General features: G+C 66.2%; 14 protein-coding genes. 4 read left to right on the forward strand and 10 right to left on the reverse strand.

The window, feature by feature from the left end:
• Positions 1 to 116: 116 nt before the first annotated feature.
• Positions 117 to 1,565 carry an AlkA N-terminal domain-containing protein gene (locus tag V6F88_RS18765; RefSeq protein ID WP_332611358.1) on the reverse strand — a complete coding sequence of 483 codons (1,449 nt, stop codon included), beginning with the start codon at positions 1,563 to 1,565 and terminating at the stop codon, positions 117 to 119.
• A 276-nt stretch (positions 1,566 to 1,841) separates the two neighbouring features.
• On the opposite strand from V6F88_RS18765, the gene V6F88_RS18770 reads away from it, so the two are divergent.
• From V6F88_RS18770 to V6F88_RS18780, 3 genes are all read left to right on the forward strand, one after another.
• Entirely contained in the window at positions 1,842 to 2,783 is a 942-nt protein-coding gene (locus V6F88_RS18770) for a DUF3829 domain-containing protein (RefSeq protein ID WP_332611359.1), read from the forward strand.
• A gap of 118 nt (positions 2,784 to 2,901) precedes the next feature.
• Complete coding sequence (locus V6F88_RS18775; protein WP_332611361.1) at positions 2,902 to 3,987, forward strand: tartrate dehydrogenase; 1,086 nt, start codon at positions 2,902 to 2,904, stop codon at positions 3,985 to 3,987.
• A gap of 130 nt (positions 3,988 to 4,117) precedes the next feature.
• Positions 4,118 to 5,107: a Bug family tripartite tricarboxylate transporter substrate binding protein gene (locus V6F88_RS18780; RefSeq protein WP_442880344.1), complete on the forward strand. Its 990-nt coding sequence runs from the start codon at positions 4,118 to 4,120 to the stop codon at positions 5,105 to 5,107.
• Positions 5,108 to 5,183: 76 nt separating this feature from the next.
• Here V6F88_RS18780 and V6F88_RS18785 read toward each other — a convergent pair whose 3' ends face one another.
• From V6F88_RS18785 to urtA, 9 genes are all read right to left on the reverse strand, one after another.
• Entirely contained in the window at positions 5,184 to 5,789 is a 606-nt protein-coding gene (locus V6F88_RS18785) for a phosphatase PAP2 family protein (protein WP_332611362.1), read from the reverse strand.
• Positions 5,790 to 5,926: 137 nt separating this feature from the next.
• Complete coding sequence (locus V6F88_RS18790) at positions 5,927 to 7,459, reverse strand: PepSY-associated TM helix domain-containing protein (protein WP_332611364.1); 1,533 nt, start codon at positions 7,457 to 7,459, stop codon at positions 5,927 to 5,929.
• 25 nt (positions 7,460 to 7,484) lie between these two features.
• Positions 7,485 to 9,686, reverse strand: coding sequence for a TonB-dependent receptor (locus V6F88_RS18795; RefSeq protein WP_332611365.1), 2,202 nt, complete (start codon positions 9,684 to 9,686; stop codon positions 7,485 to 7,487).
• Between the two features lie 285 nt (positions 9,687 to 9,971).
• Entirely contained in the window at positions 9,972 to 10,400 is a 429-nt protein-coding gene (locus V6F88_RS18800) for a DUF2946 family protein (RefSeq protein WP_332611367.1), read from the reverse strand.
• Positions 10,401 to 10,488: 88 nt separating this feature from the next.
• The gene (gene urtE / locus V6F88_RS18805; RefSeq protein ID WP_332611368.1) at positions 10,489 to 11,187 is read right to left on the reverse strand and encodes an urea ABC transporter ATP-binding subunit UrtE; all 699 of its coding nucleotides are present in this window, start codon (positions 11,185 to 11,187) and stop codon (positions 10,489 to 10,491) included.
• A 2-nt stretch (positions 11,188 to 11,189) separates the two neighbouring features.
• Complete coding sequence (gene urtD, locus V6F88_RS18810; protein ID WP_332611369.1) at positions 11,190 to 12,029, reverse strand: urea ABC transporter ATP-binding protein UrtD; 840 nt, start codon at positions 12,027 to 12,029, stop codon at positions 11,190 to 11,192.
• Complete coding sequence (urtC, locus tag V6F88_RS18815; RefSeq protein WP_332611370.1) at positions 12,026 to 13,153, reverse strand: urea ABC transporter permease subunit UrtC; 1,128 nt, start codon at positions 13,151 to 13,153, stop codon at positions 12,026 to 12,028. Before urtC ends, urtD begins: the two co-directional genes overlap by 4 nt.
• On the reverse strand, positions 13,150 to 14,781 hold the full coding sequence (gene urtB, locus V6F88_RS18820) for an urea ABC transporter permease subunit UrtB (protein WP_332611371.1): 1,632 nt from the start codon (positions 14,779 to 14,781) through the stop codon (positions 13,150 to 13,152). Before urtB ends, urtC begins: the two co-directional genes overlap by 4 nt.
• A gap of 14 nt (positions 14,782 to 14,795) precedes the next feature.
• The gene (gene urtA / locus V6F88_RS18825; protein ID WP_332611372.1) at positions 14,796 to 16,049 is read right to left on the reverse strand and encodes an urea ABC transporter substrate-binding protein; all 1,254 of its coding nucleotides are present in this window, start codon (positions 16,047 to 16,049) and stop codon (positions 14,796 to 14,798) included.
• Positions 16,050 to 16,421: 372 nt separating this feature from the next.
• On the opposite strand from urtA, the gene atzF reads away from it, so the two are divergent.
• Positions 16,422 to 18,266, forward strand: a complete 1,845-nt coding sequence (gene atzF / locus V6F88_RS18830) for an allophanate hydrolase (RefSeq protein ID WP_332611373.1) — start codon at positions 16,422 to 16,424, stop codon at positions 18,264 to 18,266.
• The last annotated feature ends 8 nt before the right edge of the window (positions 18,267 to 18,274 follow it).

Raw genomic sequence — 18,274 nt, forward strand, 5'->3', positions numbered from 1 at the left:
CAGCACGCAGCAGACAGCACGCAGCAGACAGCACGCAGCAGACAGCACGCAGCAGACAGCACGCAGCAGACAGCACGCAGCAGACAGCAGGCCGCCCGGTCCTCAGTCCGTTGCGCTCAACCCGCCGACCACAGATGCTGCGCGGCATACGCACGCCATGGCCGCCATGACTCGGACCGCGCCAGCAACTGCGCGGGCGTGTAGGGCCGCGCTTCCAATTTCTCCAACGCACGGATCAAGCCGATGTCCGCGCTGGGAAACGCATCCGGTTCACGCAATTGGCGCAACGCAATGTACTGCGCCGTCCACTCTCCGATGCCGCGTATTGCGCGCAGCCGCTTGACCGCGTCTTCCAGACTGCTGCCCGGATCGAACAAACGTGGGTCCGCCACCGCCGCAGCCGCCACCGCCGACAGCGTGGCCGCGCGGCTGCGCGGCATGCCCAGACCGGCAAGCTCCGTGTGGGCCAGCGCCGGCGGCTCGGGAAAACAGTGGGTCAGGCCGTCCTCGGGCTGCGTCAGCCATGCGCCATGCGCGGCAACCAGCTTGCCCGCCAACCGGATAGCCGCCGACACGGTGATCTGCTGGCCCAGCACCGCGCGCATCGCCAATTCAAATCCGTCCCAGGCGCCCGGCACGCGCAAGCCAGGGCGCGCGGCGATCAACGCCGCCATCACCGGGTCATGCCCGAACTGCGCCGCCAGCGCAACGGGGTCGCTGCCCAGGTCGAACAGCCGCCGGATCCGCGCAATGATCGTCGGCAATGCATTCACGCGTGCCACGCGCACCGTGGCCAGCAACGCGTTGCCGGTGCCCGGCCGCACGCTGATCGTGCCCTGCATGCCATCCACGCTGACCGTGCGCGCATAGCAATCGCCATCCACGCGCTCCATGCCGGGTATGGCCCGCAGACGTAGAAAATCCAGCATGGCCGCCCAGTCGTAAGGCGGCCGGTAGCGCAGCAACAGCTTGATTTCGCCTTGCGCGGCATAGGGCACATCGGGCCGGGCCGAACGCCGCAGCGCGCCGGGCGCGCGGCCGAACAGCGCCAGGAAGGTTTCATTGAAGCGGCGAATGCTGCCAAAGCCGGAAGCGAAGGCAATGTCGGCCATGGGCAGCTGGGTTTCGTGGATCAGTTGCTTGGCCAGCAGCACACGCCGGGTTTGCGCCACGGCCACCGCCGACGCGCCCAGATGCTGGCGAAACAGCCGGCGTAGTTGCCGGTCGCCCACGCCCAGCCTGGCGGCCAGCGCATCCACGCCGGCATCGTCCAAGGCGCCCGCCTCGATCAGCGCCAGCGCGCGCGCCACGCTGTCCGGTAGTTCACGCGGGGGGCCAAGGTCGGGCGCGGTTTCCGGGCGGCAGCGCAGGCAAGGGTGAAACCCCGCTTCTTGAGCGCCGGCGGCGCTGGCGAAAAACGTGACGTTGCGAGATAGCGGCGTGCGCGCCGGGCACACCGGGCGGCAATAAATGCGCGTGGTCTTCACCGCCGTGAAGAAGCGCCCGTCGTAACGGGCGTCGCGCACGCTGATGGCGCGGTAGCAGGCGTCGTGGTCCAGGTTCATGCCGCCATGCTAGCGCCGCCGGCAGGCGGGCATCTAGCGGTTTTCGGACACTGTTGTGCCGATGATATTGCTGTCCGAAAACCGCCGACACATCCACCGCGCGGCACGCCTGCGCCTGACCAAAAGCGCGGGCATGGACGGGCATGTAAAGATGTCGTCGCGGTTTGCAAACCCTTGTGACAGGTCTGAATGACTTTGTAGCGTGTTAAGCAACACGGCGGCATATGATGCGTTCCCTTTTTCGGAGAACAGATTTTTATGTCGCGCCCCTTGTGCATGTCCGCTATTTTGGCCGCCACGTTGATGCTCGCCGCGTGCGGTGACGACAACGCCAAGCCGCAAGCAAAAGCCGCCGAAGCCAGCACCGCCCAGGCCGAGATCGTCAAGTACAACCAGTACGTTGACGCGGCCAACAGCATCAGCCAGTCGTTTGATGAAACGCTGGACCAGTACAACAAGTACATGGTGCCCAAGATGGCCGACAAGAAGCCCGTGAAGGACTACGTCATCGGCAACGACATCATGGTGCTGCGCACCAAGGAAAAGCTGGAAAAGGCCCTGGCCATGAAGCCGGCCATCCCCGAGATCGACGCGCCCGCCAAGAACTTTGCCGACGCGCTGGGCAAGCTGGCGCCGCTGTCCACCGAACTGCAAAACTACGCCGCCGCCAAGACCTTCCTGTCGGACAACGGCGCGCTGGCGCGCGAGAAAAGCCCCGCCTACGTGGCTGCGCTGACCGACGTGGCCAAGGCCGAAAGCGCCTTCTACCATGGCATTTCCGTGAAGGACATGGCCAACACCAAGGAAGCGTTCGAGAAGGCCAAGAAGGACACCGTGGCCTACTACCGCGCGGGCATGGTCTATTACGGCAAGTCCACGCTGGACCAGGCCACCGGCATATTCGAAGGCACCGGCCTGGGCGACAAGAAGGACGCGTTCAAGCAGCAGCTGGACAAGCTGAACGAGATGACGCTGGGCTTTGACAAGAAGACCCGCGAGGCCGACCCCAAGGGCTGCGCCAGCACGATGATGCAAGCCAATGCCTTCCTGGCCGCCGGCCGCAAGGTGCTGGAAAACACGGACAGCGGCCGCTACCAGCAAGACGCGGAACGCACCGGCGCCTTCAAGATGATGCGCCCCACCATCGTGGACGACGCCTACAGCCTGCGCCAGACGTTCAACAACCTGATCAACAACCTGAACGTCAACCGCTGCTGATCGTCACCGCGCCATCTTCAACTTCAGGTTGAAGATGTTGTGAACGGCGCTGCGCGCACGGCGCGCAGCGCTCGGTACATTGCCGACAGACCCTTACCCGCAAGGAGCCTGTCGGCTTATGAAGACCTACCGCATCGCAACCATCCCCGGCGACGGCATCGGCAAGGAAGTGATTCCGGCCGGCCAGCGCGTCATGCAGGCCATTGCCGACGAAGGCGGGCTGCAATTCGAATTCCAGAACTTCGATTGGGGCGGCGACTACTACCGCCAGCACGGCGTGATGATGCCCGCCGACGGCCTGGACGCCTTGCGCGACAAGGACGCCATCCTGTTCGGCTCGGCCGGCGACCCCGACATTGCCGACCACATCACCCTGTGGGGCCTGCGCCTGAAGATCTGCCAGGGCTTTGACCAGTACGCCAACGTGCGCCCCACGCGCATCCTGCCCGGCATCGACGCGCCGCTAAAGCGCTGCACGCCCGATCAACTGAACTGGGTCACCGTGCGCGAAAATTCCGAAGGCGAGTATTCCGGCGTGGGCGGACGCGTGCACCAGGGCCACCCCATCGAGGCCGCCACCGACGTGTCCATCATGACGCGCGCCGGCGTCGAACGCATCCTGCGCTTTGCCTTCAAGCTGGCGCAATCGCGCCCGCGCAAGCTCCTGACCGTCATCACCAAATCCAACGCGCAGCGCCACGCCATGGTCATGTGGGACGAGATCGCGCTACAAGTCAGCCGCGAATTTCCCGACGTCACGTGGGACAAGGAACTGGTCGACGCCGCCACCGCCCGCATGGTCAACCGGCCCGCGTCGCTGGACACCATCGTGGCCACCAACCTGCATGCCGACATCCTCAGCGACCTGGCCGCCGCGCTGGCCGGCAGCCTGGGCATCGCGCCCACCGGCAACATCGACCCCGAACGCCGTTACCCGTCCATGTTCGAGCCCATCCACGGCTCGGCTTTCGACATCATGGGGCAAGGCCTGGCCAACCCGGTGGGCACGTTCTGGTCAGTGGTCATGCTGCTGGAACACCTGGGGGAAGCAGAGGCGGCGGCGCGCCTGATGCAAGCCATCGAACGCGTCACGGCCACCCCCGCGTTGCATACGCGCGACCTGGGCGGGCAGGCACGCACCGATGACGTCACCGAGGCCGTCTGCGCGCAGCTGGCGCGGGGCAGGCAAGAGCAGGCGGCGTAGCGGTACAGGGCGCCGGCATCGATACCCGGACACCGCGACAGGGGCGCAAGACCCCGAGGCAGCACGCTTCACGCGGTGACCCGGCAATACAACAAGAAGCGAAGTCCATTCGTAATCCAAGGAGACAAGCATGTTCAAGCAACAATTCCGCGTGCGCGCGATGGCGCTCGCCTGCGTGGTGGGCCTGCCTTTCACGTTGTTGGGTGGCACGGCCAGCGCGCAGGCGTATCCGGCGCGGCCGATCAGCCTGGTGGTGCCGTTTCCGGCGGGCGGCACCACCGATGTATTGGCGCGCGCCCTGGGGCAGGAACTGTCCAAGAGCCTGGGCCAGCCCGTGGTCGTGGAAAACAAGCCGGGCGCGGGCTCGACGCTGGGCGCCGACTACGTGGCCAAGGCGGCGCCCGACGGCTATACGCTGCTGATGGGCGCGGTGCATCACACCATCGCCACCAGCGTTTACAAGAGCCTGCACTACGACTTTCAGAAGGATTTCGCGCCCGTGACCACGGTGGCGCTGGTGCCCAACGTGCTGGTCGTCAATCCCAAGCTGGACGCCACCACCGTGCAAGGCCTGCTCAAGCTGGCGCAGGCCACGCCGGGAAAGCTGACGTATGGGTCCAACGGCATGGGCACGGGGCAACACCTGATCGGCGCGCAGTTCGAGCAGCAGGGCCACGTCAAGCTGCTGCATGTGCCGTACAAGGGCAGCGGGCCGTTGACCACCGATTTGCTGGGCGGCCAGATCGATATGTCGTTCGACACCATCACGCCTGTGCTGGCGCACATCCAAAGCGGCAAGCTGCGCGCGCTGGCCGTCACCACCGATCAGCGTTCGGCCGCGTTGCCCAATGTGCCGACGATGCAAGAGGCGGGCATCAAGCCCTTCAACATGGGGACGTGGTTTGGCGTACTGGCGCCGGCGGCCGCGCCCGCCGACGTGGTGACGCGGCTGAACGCCGAGATGGTAAAGATCATCCATTCGCCCGACTTCTCGCGCCGCATGGCCGAGATCGGCGCGGTGCCGATTGGCGACACGCCCGAGCAGATGCGCGCCCGTATCGGCGCGGACACGGCCAACTACGCCAAGCTGGTCAAGGACGCGAAGGTGGCGATCAACTGAAGCGTCGGCATCATGCGGGCCCCAGGGCAGGCGTACCGCTGGCCGGCGGGCCGCGTAGTATTGATCCGCGGACCGTCTACGCCCGGATCCAGCCGCGCGCGATCGGCAAGGCCAGCAGCTTGCGGTAAATACCTTGGGCGGCCAACGTCAGCGGTGCGCCGACGCGGTTCCACACCGCGGCGGTAATCGCCGCGGCGATGGGCGCCAGCACCAGGCCGCCCGCGATGTCCAAGGGGAAATGCACGCCCAGATAGACGCGTGCCGTGCCCACGACGACGGCGCCCGCCAGCGTAAGCCAGCCCCACACCGCCCAACGCCGGTCCAGGATCAACGCGAACGCAAAGGTGGCAATGATGATGGTGTGGTTGCTGGGAAAGGACGAGGTCGCCTTGTGCGCAAAGAACGCGTGCCCCAGCCCCAGCACAAACGGACGCGGCTGCGGCCACAGCGCCCCGCACAGATAGCTGATGAACAGCGCGGCGCCGATGCTGGCCAGCACCTTCAGCGCCAGGCTGCGTTGCGGCTGGCCGCCCCACAACCACAGCGCGGCCAGCGCGCCGGGCACCAGCAGGATCAACCGGTTGGCGATCAGCATGGCGGCGTGAACGCGCCAGGCCGGCGTGGCAGGGTCGGCGTTGATCGAAAGAAACAGGGAATGGTTCAGGCTGTCCAGGAAATCCATGACACGTCATCAAGGCGTAATAAACAATAGCCGCGATGGTAATGGGGTTTCCCGTCAGTCCGCTTACAAAGTGCGTCGCCGTGCTGGGTTTTACTTCTGGACACGCGACGCCACTCACGGCCCGGCTCAGCCGAAGTTCATCCTTTCAGCTTCTTGCCCAAGCGCCGCCAACCGATTACCACGCCGGTCAGGCTCAACGCCGCGCCACCCAGGCTCAACACGATCAGCAGCACGTCCCACAACGGCCGGCGCGACAACAGGCCGGTCCAGTCCCAGCTGTGCAAGAAGGCGAACAGCCAGCGGCTGACGCGATTGCTGCGGTCTTGCCGGCCGGCGATCTGGCTAGTGGCCGGGTCCAGATACACCCACGTCGCCTGCGGGTTGTCATACACCACGCGCCACATCGGCAGCGGCTTTTCCACGTGGCCCAGCATCGCGTGCGCGTCTCGCCCGTAGTAGTAGAAGTCGTAGTCGTGCAGGACCTGTACCTCGCGTATCGCCGCGCCGGGCAAGAGGCGCGCAGCGGCCTGGCGCAAGTCGGTTTCGGCAAACGCCGTGGGCGTGGCGGCGGTGGCCGACAACACGCGCGGGGTGCCCGCGGCGGTGCGCGCCAACGCGACGTCGTGCCCGGCCGCGCGCGTCCAGACGAGTTCGCGCGGGGCCGTGGGCAAGGCCGCGATCAGCTCGCGCGGTGAGGCCAGCGGCGTCTCGGCGGCCGGGCCGGCATAGGCGCTGCGCGCCAGCGGCGCCGCCGTGCTGGTAAACAACTTCCACGGGTTCATCGACATCAGGCCGCTGAAGATCCAGGTGATGGTGATGGCAGCGAACAGCAGCCCGCTGATGTGGTGCCATCGCATCATGCGTTCGCGGTAGGGCGAACGGCTGCCCGTTGCATACGGACGCGAAAAGCGCCAGCGCAGGATGCCCACCACCGTGCCCGTCAGTGCAACCAGCACACCGGCCACCGACAGCCACACCACCACGTCATGCCACCAGCGGTCCAGTACGTTGCCGCGCAGCGGATACAGCCAGTGGATCCACGCGCCCGCGTAGTTCCAGGCGCGTTCGTTGCGCGTGGCGTCCAGCACCACCGCGCCCGTGGCCGACGACACGTACAAGCGCGTGCGCGCCGGGTCGTCCATGTCGACGCGATGCAGCGGGCGGTGCACGTCCAGCGAGCCGGAATGCGTGTAGACGTCTTCGTCCACCGCTTCCTGATGGCGCGCGGCGTACCGGCCGCCGAACCACGCCAGCGCCGATGCCCTGGCTACCGAAACGTCGGCGGGGGATAGCAGTGCGCCAGTGGCGGCGTCCACCACCTTGGGCGCCGTGGAGGCGGCGCCCGGCACCACATAGACCGGGGCGCCGGCGCGCGTGGCGGCCAGGCTCAGGCCGATGGAATCGTTTGCCCCGGCCACCGCCAGCGCCTGGGCGGGCGTGACGGCAAGCGTGGCCGCGTCCAGCGGCGCCAGATGCGTCAGCCGTTCGTGCGGCGTCAGCTTGGGGTAGCCCACGTACATCATCACCACACCGGAAATAAACCACATGGCGAAGAACAGGCACAGCACGATGCCGGCCCAGCGATGGATCAGGTACAGCCAACGCTTGGCGCGCGTGGACAGTGGTGGCCCGGCGTGGCGCGCGGGCGCGCGGCTGGATGTGGTGCTCATGGCATGCCCCTTGGTCGCGCGTTCGTCAGAACCGCATTTGCAGCGTCAGTTCCACTGAACGCGGCGCGCCCAGGTAAAACATGGTCGGGCTGGAGTTGGCGGCATAGACCTTGTCGGTCAGATTGCGCACGCGCACGGTGGCGTTCACGTTGCGGTTGATCCGGTGCGACAGGGCCGCATCGAACACCGTGTAGGACGGCGCCCACACAGTGTTGGCCGCGTCCGCGTAGGAACGGCCCACATAGCGCGCGGCGACGCTGGCATTCCAGTCGGGCACGAAGGCGTAATCCACCCACAGGTTGGCCAGCCGGCGGGGCGTGTTGGTCGGCACGTTGCCATTGCGCGATACGGGCACGCCGCCCGCGGATTGCGAGAAGTCGTCGTAGCGCGGGTCAACAAAGGCCACGTTGCCTTGCACGGACAGCTTGGGCGTCAGTTGCAGGCCGCCCGCCAACTCCACGCCGCGCGCCGACTGCGCGCCCACCGGCACGCTGACGCCGGGATTGTCGGGGTCGGACGTGGCCATGTTCTTGCGCTTGATCTCGTAGACCGCCACGGTGGCCGCGCCGCGCCCATCCCAGAAGTTGAACTTGCCGCCTACTTCGGCCTGCGTGCCGGTGGTGAGCTTGTCGTTGTTCAGCACGTCGGCGAACGAAGCGGTGGCCAGCAAGCCGGAAGGCGGGTCAGCCGCCGTGGCGTACTGCGCGTACAACGCGGCTTCGGGGCTGACTTCCCAGTTAATGCCCAAGCGCCCGGTCAATGGCGAATAGCCGCGCTGCGCGCTGGCGGGCGACGTGGCGGTCACCGCGCGGCGATTGGTCAGGTCCAGGTCGATAAAGTCCTTGCGCAGCGCCGACACGATGGCCACGCCGGGCAGCACCTGCGTGCGGTTTTCCACCGACAGCGCAAAGGTGCGGATACGGTTCTCGCGGTCGGGCTTGTGGCCGCGCGTCATGCCGGGAATAGCGTAGAAGTCGCCGGGCGAAAAGTCGTACGGGTCCACGGCATCAACCTGGCCGTTGATGCTGGTCGGAAAGCGCGTGACCTTGTTCTGGCTGATGTCGGCGCCAAACGACCAATCGCTGGGCAGCCCGGCAAGCGTCGAGCGGTACAGCCCTTCGATGCGGTTGCCGGTCAGCGTTTGTTCGTGCCGTTGCAGCAACGCGCCGGAACGCAGCACCAGGCTGTTGCCGGCATTGAAGCGATAGCTTTCCAGGTTGCGAAAATCGCGGTCGGCACGATAGTGGTACAGCGTGTTCTTCAGCGTCAGGTTCGAGCCCGCGCGCCATTCGGTGATGGACCGCGCCCACAGGATGGACTGCTCGTACAGGCCGTCGTTGACGTTGTAGTTCTTGAAGCGCGTGCCGTCCATGATGTGGCCCGCGCCCTGCACGACGCCGTTGGCGTTGGTCTTGAGCGGCGTGCCCCAGTAGGGGCGGTCGACCTGTTCGCGCTGGTATTCAAAGGCAAACGTCTGGGTCACGTCCGCGCCAAAGTCAGATAGCAACGATGCCGCCACTTGCGTGGCGCGGCTATGGTTGCCGTCTACCCAACCGTGGCTCGAGCCGGTGTTGGCGTCGATGCGCAGGTAGTGGCCCTGGCCGCCCGCGTCACCCGCCAGCTGCTGGTTCAGGCCGATGGAATATTGGCGGCTGTCGTACGAGCCCAGGCGGAATTGGCCGTCGTGGAAAGTGTCGCGTTCGGGCAGCTTGGTGACGACGTTGATGGCGCCACCCACCGCGCCCGCGCCGAACAGAAACGTGGAAGGGCCGCCGATGGCTTCGACGCGATCGTAGATCCAGCTGTCCACCGGGCGGCCGGCAATGGCGTCGTACTGCACCGAAATGCCGTTGAACAGTTGCGACACCTGGCCACCGGAAAAGCCGCGATAGCTGACCGCACCGGCGTTGCCGGGGGGAGAGGCGTTGTCCACGCCCGGAATGCCGCGCGCGATGTCCTGCGTGTTGAGCGAGCCGCGCGCTTCGATCTGCTCGCGCGTGATGACGGTGACGCTGGCCGGCGTTTCGCGCAGGGTCAGCCCCAGGCGGCTGCCGGTGCTGTCCTTGATGTCCAGGTCGATGGGGCCGTTGGGCGCGGGCTCAACATGGCCCGCGCCGTAAATGGTGGTGGGCGCCAGGGTCGTAACAGCGGGTTCGGCGGCCTGGGACAGGGCGGGTGCGCTGGCCATGACGCCCAGCAGCAAGGTGTACAGAGACGTGTGTTTCATGATGCATGCCTGCAAACGGGCGAGCGCGTCCGGCACGCCGCCGGAATGCAGGCGGTGCGCGGGAAAGGCTCAAGGTCTGGATGACGACGGGGCCATGCCTCGCGCATCACGGCGCGAACAGGGTGGGTCGGCTAAAGACGGCAAGCTGGGCGATGGGTCGTGCTGCGCACACAGCGGGCCACCAGGGGCCACCAGGGCCACCAGGGGCCACGAAGGGGCCACGAAGGGGCCACGAAGGGCCACGAAGGGAGCCGCGAACGTGTGAGTGGTTGACTCAGCGCCAGCTTAGTTGGCGGGCGGTGCGCGCGGCTGAACCGCGCTCCAGGCATGAAGGGGGGGTGCCGCCAGGAAGAACAGCGGCGGGTAGGTCGTGGCGCGGCCCACGGGAAGGGGCAGCACCGGCACGGGCGTGGGCAGGATGCCGACGTCGGCCTGGGGATTGCGGCACAGCGGGCAATGATGGTTACCGCCATGGCCGTTGCCGGCATGACCGTCTTGCGAGGCGTCCTGCGGGCCATCGTGCACGACGTCCAGCGTCATCATGCCGCTGTCGTCCGCGCCACCGGCGCAGACATCGACCTGGATGCGATGGATGTGATGGCCGTCGGGAGACAGGCTCAGGGCATGGGCTAGCGACGGCGCCAACGACGCCCACAGGATCGCGGCAAGCGCGATCCACACGGTGGGGCGGGTCAGGAAAGTAGCGAAGCACATGGAGCCGGATTATATCGGAGCAGTTTTCCGATGCGCGCGCAAAGTCAAAAGAATCTCAACCCGCCTTGCGCCGGCGCAGGGCCGGTGTTCAAACCGACAGATGCCGCCGCACGTCGTCGCCGTCGATGGCGCTACGGTCGCCGCTGGCCACCACCTCGCCGCGCGACAACACCACGAACTGATCGGCCAGCTCGCGCGCGAAATCGAAGTACTGCTCGCATAGCAGGATGGCGATGTCGCCGCGCTGGCGCAGCATGTGGATCACCCGCGCGATGTCCTTGATGATGGACGGCTGGATGCCTTCGGTGGGCTCGTCCAGGATGATGAGCTTGGGCTCGGCCACCAGCGCCCGCGCAATCGCCAGTTGCTGCTGCTGCCCGCCGGACAGGTCGCCGCCGCGCCGTGACAGCATGCTTTTCAATACGGGGAAAAGCTCGAAGACTTCTTCCTTGATGCGACGCGCGCGTGCCGCGGGCTTGGTGGCCATGCCCATCAGGATGTTCTCTTCCACCGTCAGCCGCGCGAAGATGTCGCGGCCCTGCGGCACATAGGCCATGCCACGCGCGGCGCGCTGGTGCGGCGCCAGCCGCGTGATGTCGGCGCCGTCGAATGTGATGTTGCCGCTGGCCACGGGCAGCACGCCCATCACGCATTTCAGCAAGGTGGTCTTGCCCACGCCATTGCGGCCCAGCAGCGCCAGGCATTCGCCCTGGCGCACCGACATCGATACGCCGCGCAGCGTGTGGCTGCCACCGTAGTATTGGTTGATCGTGCTTACGTCCAGCATCTTTAGCGCCCCAGGTAGACTTCGATCACGCGCGGGTCGGCCTGCACCTTGCTCATCGGCCCTTCGGCCAGCACCGAGCCTTCGTGCAGCACCGTTACCTTGCCCGTGCCCGCGATCTGGTTGACGAAGTCCATGTCGTGTTCCACCACCATCAGCGAATGGCGGCCCCGCAGCTCGTTCAGCAGTTCGCCGGTGCGTTCGGTTTCGGCATCGGTCATGCCGGCCACGGGTTCATCCAGCAACAGCAGCTGTGGCTCCTGCATCAACAGCATGCCGATTTCCAGCCACTGCTTCTGCCCGTGCGACAGCAAGCCGGCCGGGCGCCGCACTTGCGCGCGCAGGCGGATCAGGTCCAGCGTTTCGCCAATCTTGTCGGCCTGCTCGCTGCTCAGGCGCGAGAACAGCGTGGGCCGCACGCGCTTGTCCGTCTTCATCGCCAGTTCCAGGTTTTCAAACACGCTGTGCTGCTCGAAGACCGTGGGGCGCTGGAACTTGCGGCCGATGCCCGCGTGCGCGATCTGCGCTTCGTTCAAGGTTGTCAGGTCTATGCTCTGGCCAAAGAACGCGGTGCCTGCCGTGGGCCGGGTCTTGCCGGTGATGACGTCCATCATCGTGGTCTTGCCCGCGCCGTTGGGGCCGATGATGCAGCGCAGTTCGCCCACGCCGATGTCCAGCGTCAAGTCGTTCAGCGCCTTGAAGCCGTCGAAGCTGACGGTGATGCCTTCCAGGTACAGGATGGCGCCGTGGCTGGTATCCAGGCCCTTGGGGCTGACGCGGCCATAGCCGGCATCGCCGCTGGGGCCGCCGTCCAGCATGGCTTGTTCGGTATGCGTGCTGGTCATGCCTTCTTCTCCTGCAAGCGTGCCGTGATGCGGCGGGCCAGGCCCACGATGCCGGTGGGCAGGAACAGCGTTACCAGCACGAAGATCAGGCCCAGCGCGTACAGCCAGAATTCCGGCAGCACGCTGGTGAACCACGTCTTCAGGCCATTGACGGCACCCGCGCCGATGATGGGGCCGATCAAGGTGCCGCGCCCGCCGGTAGCTACCCAGATCACCATTTCAATCGAGGTTTCGGTCGACATTTCGCTGGGGTTGATGATGCCCACCTGCGGCACGTACAGCGCGCCCGCAATGCCGCACAACACCGCCGACAAGGTCCACACGAACAGCTTGAATCCCAAGGGGTCGTAGCCAATGAAGCGCAGCCGGCTTTCGGCGTCGCGCACGGCGGTCAGCACGCGGCCCAGCTTGGACTGCGTGACCACGCGCGCCAGGATCAGCGCGCCCGCCAGCGCGGCCAGCGTGATCCAGTACAGCGCGGCGCGCGTGCCCGGCGCGGTGATGTCAAAGCCCAGGATGCGCTTGAAATCAGTAAAGCCGTTATTGCCGCCAAAGCCCGTGTCGTTGCGAAAGAACAGCAGCATGGCGGCGAACGTCAGCGCCTGCGTGATGATGGAAAAGTACACTCCCTTGATGCGTGAGCGGAAAGCAAAGTAGCCGAACACAAAGGCCAGCACGCCAGGCACCAGCACCACCAGCAGCATCGCGTACCAGAAGTGTTCGGTGTAGGCCCAGTACCAGGGGTAGCTCTTCCAGTCCAGGAACACCATGAAATCGGGCAGGTTGCTTTGATAGACGCCGTCGCGGCCGATGGCGCGCATCAGATACATGCCGTGCGCGTAGCCACCCAGTGCAAAGAACAGGCCATGCCCCAGCGACAGGATGCCGGCGTAGCCCCACACCAGGTCCAGCGCCAGCGCCGCCATCGCGTAGCACATGAATTTGCCCAGCAGCGCCACGGCATACGCGGACACGTGCAGCGTATGGCCCGGCGGAAACACCAGGTTCAGCAACGGCAGCAGCGCCAGCAGCGCGGCCACCACGGCCAGGGCCGTCCACGCGCGGCCCGAAAATAGCGGGCGGCGGGTCAGCAGGGTCAGATCGGTCAGCGCGGTCTGTTTCATTCAACGCTCCGGCCGCGAGGGGCGAACAGGCCTTGCGGCCGCTTTTGGACAAACAGCACGATGAGCACCAGGATGGTGATCTTGGCCATGACGGCGCCCGCATAGGGCTCCAGGAATTTGTTGACGCCGCCCAGCCCCATGGCCGCGATGACGGTGCCGGCCAACTGGCCCACGCCGCCCAGCACCACCACCATGAACGAGTCGACGATGTAGCCGCGCCCCAGGTCGGGCCCCACATTGCCCAGCTGCGACAAGGCCACGCCGGCCAGGCCCGCAATGCCCGAGCCCAGGCCAAAGGCCAGCATGTCCACGCGTCCGGTCGGCACACCCACGCAATCGGCCATGCGCCGGTTCTGCGTGATGGCGCGCACGAACAGCCCCAGGCGCGTGTGGTTCAGCAGCAGCCACACCAGGAACACCACAAAGAAGGCAAAACCGATGATGACGATGCGGTTGTAGGTCAGCACCAGCCCGCCCAGCACCGTGATGCCGCCGGACATCCAGCTGGGGTTGCCCACTTCCACGTTCTGCGCGCCAAACAGCGTGCGCACGCCTTGCATCAGCATCAGGCTGATGCCCCATGTGGCCAGCAACGTTTCCAGCGGCCGGCCATACAACCAGCGAATGACGGTGCGTTCCAGCGCCATGCCGACCAGCGCCGTCACCACGAAAGCCAGCGGCAGCGCCGCCACCACATACCAGTCCAGCCAGCCCGGCAGCCACGCGCGAAACAGGGACTGCACCACATAGGTCACGTACGCGCCGATCATCAGCAGTTCGCCGTGCGCCATGTTGATGACGCCCATCAGGCCGAAGGTGATGGCCAGCCCCAGCGCGGCCAGCAGCAATACGCTGCCCAGGCTGATGCCGTAGAACAGGTTGCCCGCCCATTCAATCGTGGCCAGGTGGCGGTCGATCTGCTTGAGCGCGGTGGCGGCGGCCTCGCGCACGCCGGCGTCAGGCTCGGTGTATGCGCCGTCGCGCTCTTGCGTCAGCGCGGCAAGCGTCGGGCGGAACGCGGCGTTGCGCGTGTTGCCCAGCAGTTCCACGGCATGGCGGCGCTTGGCCGGGTCGGCGCTCTTCAATTCCAGGTTGGCCTGCGCGATCAACAGCGCGTCGCGCACGGCATCGTTCTTTTCGGTTGCCAGCGCTTTTTCAAGCATGGGCAGGCGGGCAGGATCGCCCGTCTGCTGCAAGCGGCGCGCCGCGTCCAGCCGTTCATTGGGCTTGTCCGAGAACAAGCGGGAACCCGCCAGCGCGGCCTCGATGGCGCGGCGCAGGCGGTTGTTGATGCTGACGGTGCCGGAACCCGAAGGCAGTTCCACGGCCGCGCCCGTTGTCGGATCGGTGGCGCGCGCGCTGTCGATGCCGATCAGCACGCGTCCATCCGGCGTGGCATAAAGCTGGTCATTGCCCAGCGCCTGCAAGACGGCCGCCGCGCCGGCTTCGGGCAGCTGGCCCAGCGCGGCAATCGCTTGCAGCTTGGCGTCCGTGTCGTCGCCGGCCAGTGGCGCAAGCAGGGCCGGGTCCACGCCCGCTGCCGCCGCGGGCGCGGTCAGCAGCGGCATGGCAAGCAGCCATGCAATAAGAAGACGACGCAAAACGTGTGCGATTGCCGCGATGTGCATGGCTGCTGTTTCCCTTAGAGGCCTTGCTTGCCTTCGTTACCCGGGATGTACGGGCTCCAGGGTTGGGCGCGGATCGGGCCCTTGCTCTTCCACACCACGTTGAACTGGCCGTCTGCCTTGATCTCGCCGATGTAGACGGGCTTGTGCAGGTGGTGGTTGGTCTTGTCCATTTCGATGGTGTAGCCGTCGGGTGCGTTGAACTTCTGGCCGCCCATCGCCGCAATCACCTTGTCCACATCGGTGGTCTTGGCCTGTTCCACGGCCTGCTTCCACATGTGGATGCCGACGTAGGTGGCTTCCATCGGGTCATTGGTCACGACCGTGCCGGCGTTGGGCAGGTTCTTGGCCTTGGCGTAGGCCTTCCACTTCTTGATGAACTCCTCGTTGACCGGATTTTTCACCGATTGGAAGTAGTTCCACGCGGCCAGGTGGCCGACCAGCGGCTTGGTGTCCACGCCGCGCAGTTCTTCTTCACCCACCGAGAACGCCACGACCGGCACGTCGGTGGCCTTCAGGCCGGCGTTGCCAAGTTCCTTGTAGAAGGGCACGTTCGAATCGCCGTTGATGGTTGAGATGACGGCCGTCTTGCCGCCGGTGGCGAACTTCTTGATGTTGGCCACGATGGTTTGGTAGTCGGAATGGCCGAACGGCGTGTAGACCTCGTCGATGTCGCTGTCCTTGACGCCCTTGGAATGCAGGAAGGCGCGCAGGATTTTGTTGGTGGTGCGCGGATAGACGTAGTCGGTGCCCAACAGCACGAAGCGCTTGGCGCCGCCGCCGTCCTCGCTCATCAGGTATTCCACGGCCGGGATCGCTTGCTGGTTGGGCGCGGCGCCGGTGTAGAAGACGTTCTTCTCAAGCTCTTCGCCTTCGTACTGCACCGGGTAGAACAACAGGCCGTTCAGTTCCTTGAACACCGGCAACACCGACTTGCGCGACACCGACGTCCAGCAGCCAAACACCACCGCCACCTTGTCCTGCGACAGCAGCTGGCGCGACTTCTCGGCGAACAGGGGCCAGTTCGACGCAGGGTCCACCACCACGGCTTCCAGCTTCTTGCCCATCACGCCGCCGTTGGCGTTGATTTCGTCGATGGTCATCAGCGCAACGTCTTTCAGCGACGTTTCCGAGATGGCCATGGTGCCCGACAGGGAATGCAAGATGCCGACCTTGATGGTGTCTTCGGCGGCGAATACCTGCGGCATCCAACCGGACATGGCCAACAGGCTCACGGCGGTCAGTTGCTTCAAGGCTAGTCTGCGTTTCATGGTGACTCCTGGATGGAATGTGCCGGACGCACCGGCAGGAACGATCTCTAACAACACCTGACAACAAGGACCTCAAAGCAAAAGGCATGCCAAGTGCGTGGCGCGTGTCGAGCCGCTGTATGAAGAGGGGGTGTTTACGCGAATGCCGGCGCGCGTTGCGCGCGCGTCATGGCCGGATCAAAACAGTGCCGCGTGCACAAAACAGGTGCGTGTCCTGCCCGCTTGCGGTGCGGGCGATGCGCGCGCGGCGGGCGCGCGACGTCGATTGCGTGGGGCCGCGCGCGGCGCGCCAGAGGGAAACGCCGCCGGCCCGCCAACATGGCACGGCTATTGCTTGGGAATCCGTACTTGTATACAAGAAAGGATTCCAGCATGAATGCCGCAGCAACCCAGACGAGCCCCATTGGTTGGACCATCGCGCAATGGCAGGCCGCCTACCGCGACACCGGCGCGCAACCCGATGTGCTTCTGGCCCACTACGCCGCGCCGCAAGACGGGCCTGTGGACAATGCCTGGATATGCCGGGTGGACCGCGCCACGCTGGATGAGCAGCTGGACGGCCTGCGCTTGATGCTGGCCGCCGCGGGCGGCGACATGACGCGCCTGCCGCTGTACGGTGTGCCGTTCGCCATCAAGGACAACATCGATGCGGCGGGCTGGCCCACCACGGCGGCTTGCCCGGAGTTTGCCTACACCGCACAGGAAGACGCGACCGTGGTGCAGCGCCTGCGCGCGGCGGGCGCCATCCTGATCGGCAAGACCAACCTGGATCAATTCGCCACCGGCCTGGTGGGTACGCGCTCGCCGCATGGCGCGGTGGCCAACACGTTCAACCCCGACTATGTCAGCGGCGGGTCCAGCTCGGGGTCGGCATCGGTGGTGGCGCGCGGCATTGCCGCGTTTTCGCTGGGCACCGACACCGCCGGTTCGGGCCGCGTGCCGGCTGGGTTCAACAACATCGTGGGGCTCAAACCCACCAAGGGCTGGCTCAGCACGGCGGGCGTGGTGCCGGCGTGCCGCACGCTGGACTGCGTGTCGATCTTTGCGCTGACGGTGGCCGACGCGGAGCTTGTTGCCGAGGTTGCGGGCGGCTACGACGAACGTGATCCGTATTCGCGCCAGATGCCGGCCGGCGCCTCGTTGCCGTGGCCGCGCGCGCCCAAGCTGGCGGTGCCCGCCACCTTGGAATTTTTTGGCGATGCGCAGGCCGCCGCCGTGTTCGAGGACGCAGTGCGCGCGTTGAAGGACACGGGCGCGCAAGTGCAAGCCATTGACTTTGCCCCTTTCAATGAACTGGCGGCGCTGCTGTATCAGGGGCCGTGGGTGGCGGAACGTTTCGCTGCCGTGGAGGCGTTGTGGCAAACCCAGCCCGACGCGATCAACCCCGTCGTGCGCGGTATTGTCGAGCAGGCCGCCAACTACAGCGCGCTGGATGCGTTCAAGGCGGAATACCGCCGCGCGGAATTGACGCGGCAGATTCATCAGGCCCTGGCCGGCTTTGACGCGCTGGTTGTGCCGACGTCGCCGTCGATCTACACCATTGCCCAATTGCAGGCCGACCCCGTCGCGTTGAATTCGCGTCTGGGCGTGTACACCAACTTTGCCAACCTGGCCGACCTGTCGGCGCTGGCCTTGCCCGCCGGCATGCGCCCGGACGGCTTGCCGTCGGGCATCACCGTGATCGGCCTGGCCTGGCAGGACCGCGCGCTGGCGCAGTTTGGCCGCCTGTGGCAAGCGCAACGCGGGTTGCCGCTGGGCGCGACGGGCGCACCGCTGCCCGCCGGCATCGACGCCGCGCGCGCGCCTGCCGACACGGTACGCGTGGCGGTCGTGGGCGCGCACCTGACCGGCATGCCGCTGAACCATCAACTGACCTCGCGCCACGCGGTGCTGGTGGAAAAGACCCGCACGGCGGACGACTACCGCCTGTATGCGCTGGCCAACACCACGCCGCCCAAGCCGGGGCTGGTGAAGTCCGAATCCGGCGCACCCATCGAGGTGGAACTGTGGGACGTGCCGGTGACGGCTTTCGGCGCGTTCGTGGCCGAGATCCCCGCGCCCCTGGGCATCGGCACGCTGGAGCTGGAAGACGGCCGGCTGGTCAAGGGCTTTATCTGCGAACCGCGCGGCCTGGATGGCGCGCGTGACATCACCGCGTTTGGCGGATGGCGCGCGTATCTGGCCAGCCTGTCCGCCAACGCCGCCACCCCCCGCTAACCCCTTCA

This window comes from Achromobacter sp. ESBL13, assembly GCF_036668755.1.
Classification (GTDB): domain Bacteria; phylum Pseudomonadota; class Gammaproteobacteria; order Burkholderiales; family Burkholderiaceae_B; genus Achromobacter.

What these genes read in the sequence shown, in the direction of transcription:
- urtC (WP_332611370.1), bottom strand. Translation starts at nt 13,153, where the DNA reads ATGAAACAGACCGCGCTGACCGATCTGACCCTGCTGACCCGCCGCCCG.
- urtA (WP_332611372.1), bottom strand. Translation starts at nt 16,049, where the DNA reads ATGAAACGCAGACTAGCCTTGAAGCAACTGACCGCCGTGAGCCTGTTG.
- V6F88_RS18800 (WP_332611367.1), bottom strand. Translation starts at nt 10,400, where the DNA reads ATGTGCTTCGCTACTTTCCTGACCCGCCCCACCGTGTGGATCGCGCTT.
- V6F88_RS18775 (WP_332611361.1), top strand. Translation starts at nt 2,902, where the DNA reads ATGAAGACCTACCGCATCGCAACCATCCCCGGCGACGGCATCGGCAAG.
- urtB (WP_332611371.1), bottom strand. Translation starts at nt 14,781, where the DNA reads ATGCACATCGCGGCAATCGCACACGTTTTGCGTCGTCTTCTTATTGCA.
- urtD (WP_332611369.1), bottom strand. Translation starts at nt 12,029, where the DNA reads ATGACCAGCACGCATACCGAACAAGCCATGCTGGACGGCGGCCCCAGC.
- V6F88_RS18785 (WP_332611362.1), bottom strand. Translation starts at nt 5,789, where the DNA reads ATGGATTTCCTGGACAGCCTGAACCATTCCCTGTTTCTTTCGATCAAC.
- atzF (WP_332611373.1), top strand. Translation starts at nt 16,422, where the DNA reads ATGAATGCCGCAGCAACCCAGACGAGCCCCATTGGTTGGACCATCGCG.
- V6F88_RS18780 (WP_442880344.1), top strand. Translation starts at nt 4,118, where the DNA reads ATGTTCAAGCAACAATTCCGCGTGCGCGCGATGGCGCTCGCCTGCGTG.
- V6F88_RS18770 (WP_332611359.1), top strand. Translation starts at nt 1,842, where the DNA reads ATGTCCGCTATTTTGGCCGCCACGTTGATGCTCGCCGCGTGCGGTGAC.
- V6F88_RS18765 (WP_332611358.1), bottom strand. Translation starts at nt 1,565, where the DNA reads ATGAACCTGGACCACGACGCCTGCTACCGCGCCATCAGCGTGCGCGAC.
- V6F88_RS18795 (WP_332611365.1), bottom strand. Translation starts at nt 9,686, where the DNA reads ATGAAACACACGTCTCTGTACACCTTGCTGCTGGGCGTCATGGCCAGC.
- urtE (WP_332611368.1), bottom strand. Translation starts at nt 11,187, where the DNA reads ATGCTGGACGTAAGCACGATCAACCAATACTACGGTGGCAGCCACACG.
- V6F88_RS18790 (WP_332611364.1), bottom strand. Translation starts at nt 7,459, where the DNA reads ATGAGCACCACATCCAGCCGCGCGCCCGCGCGCCACGCCGGGCCACCA.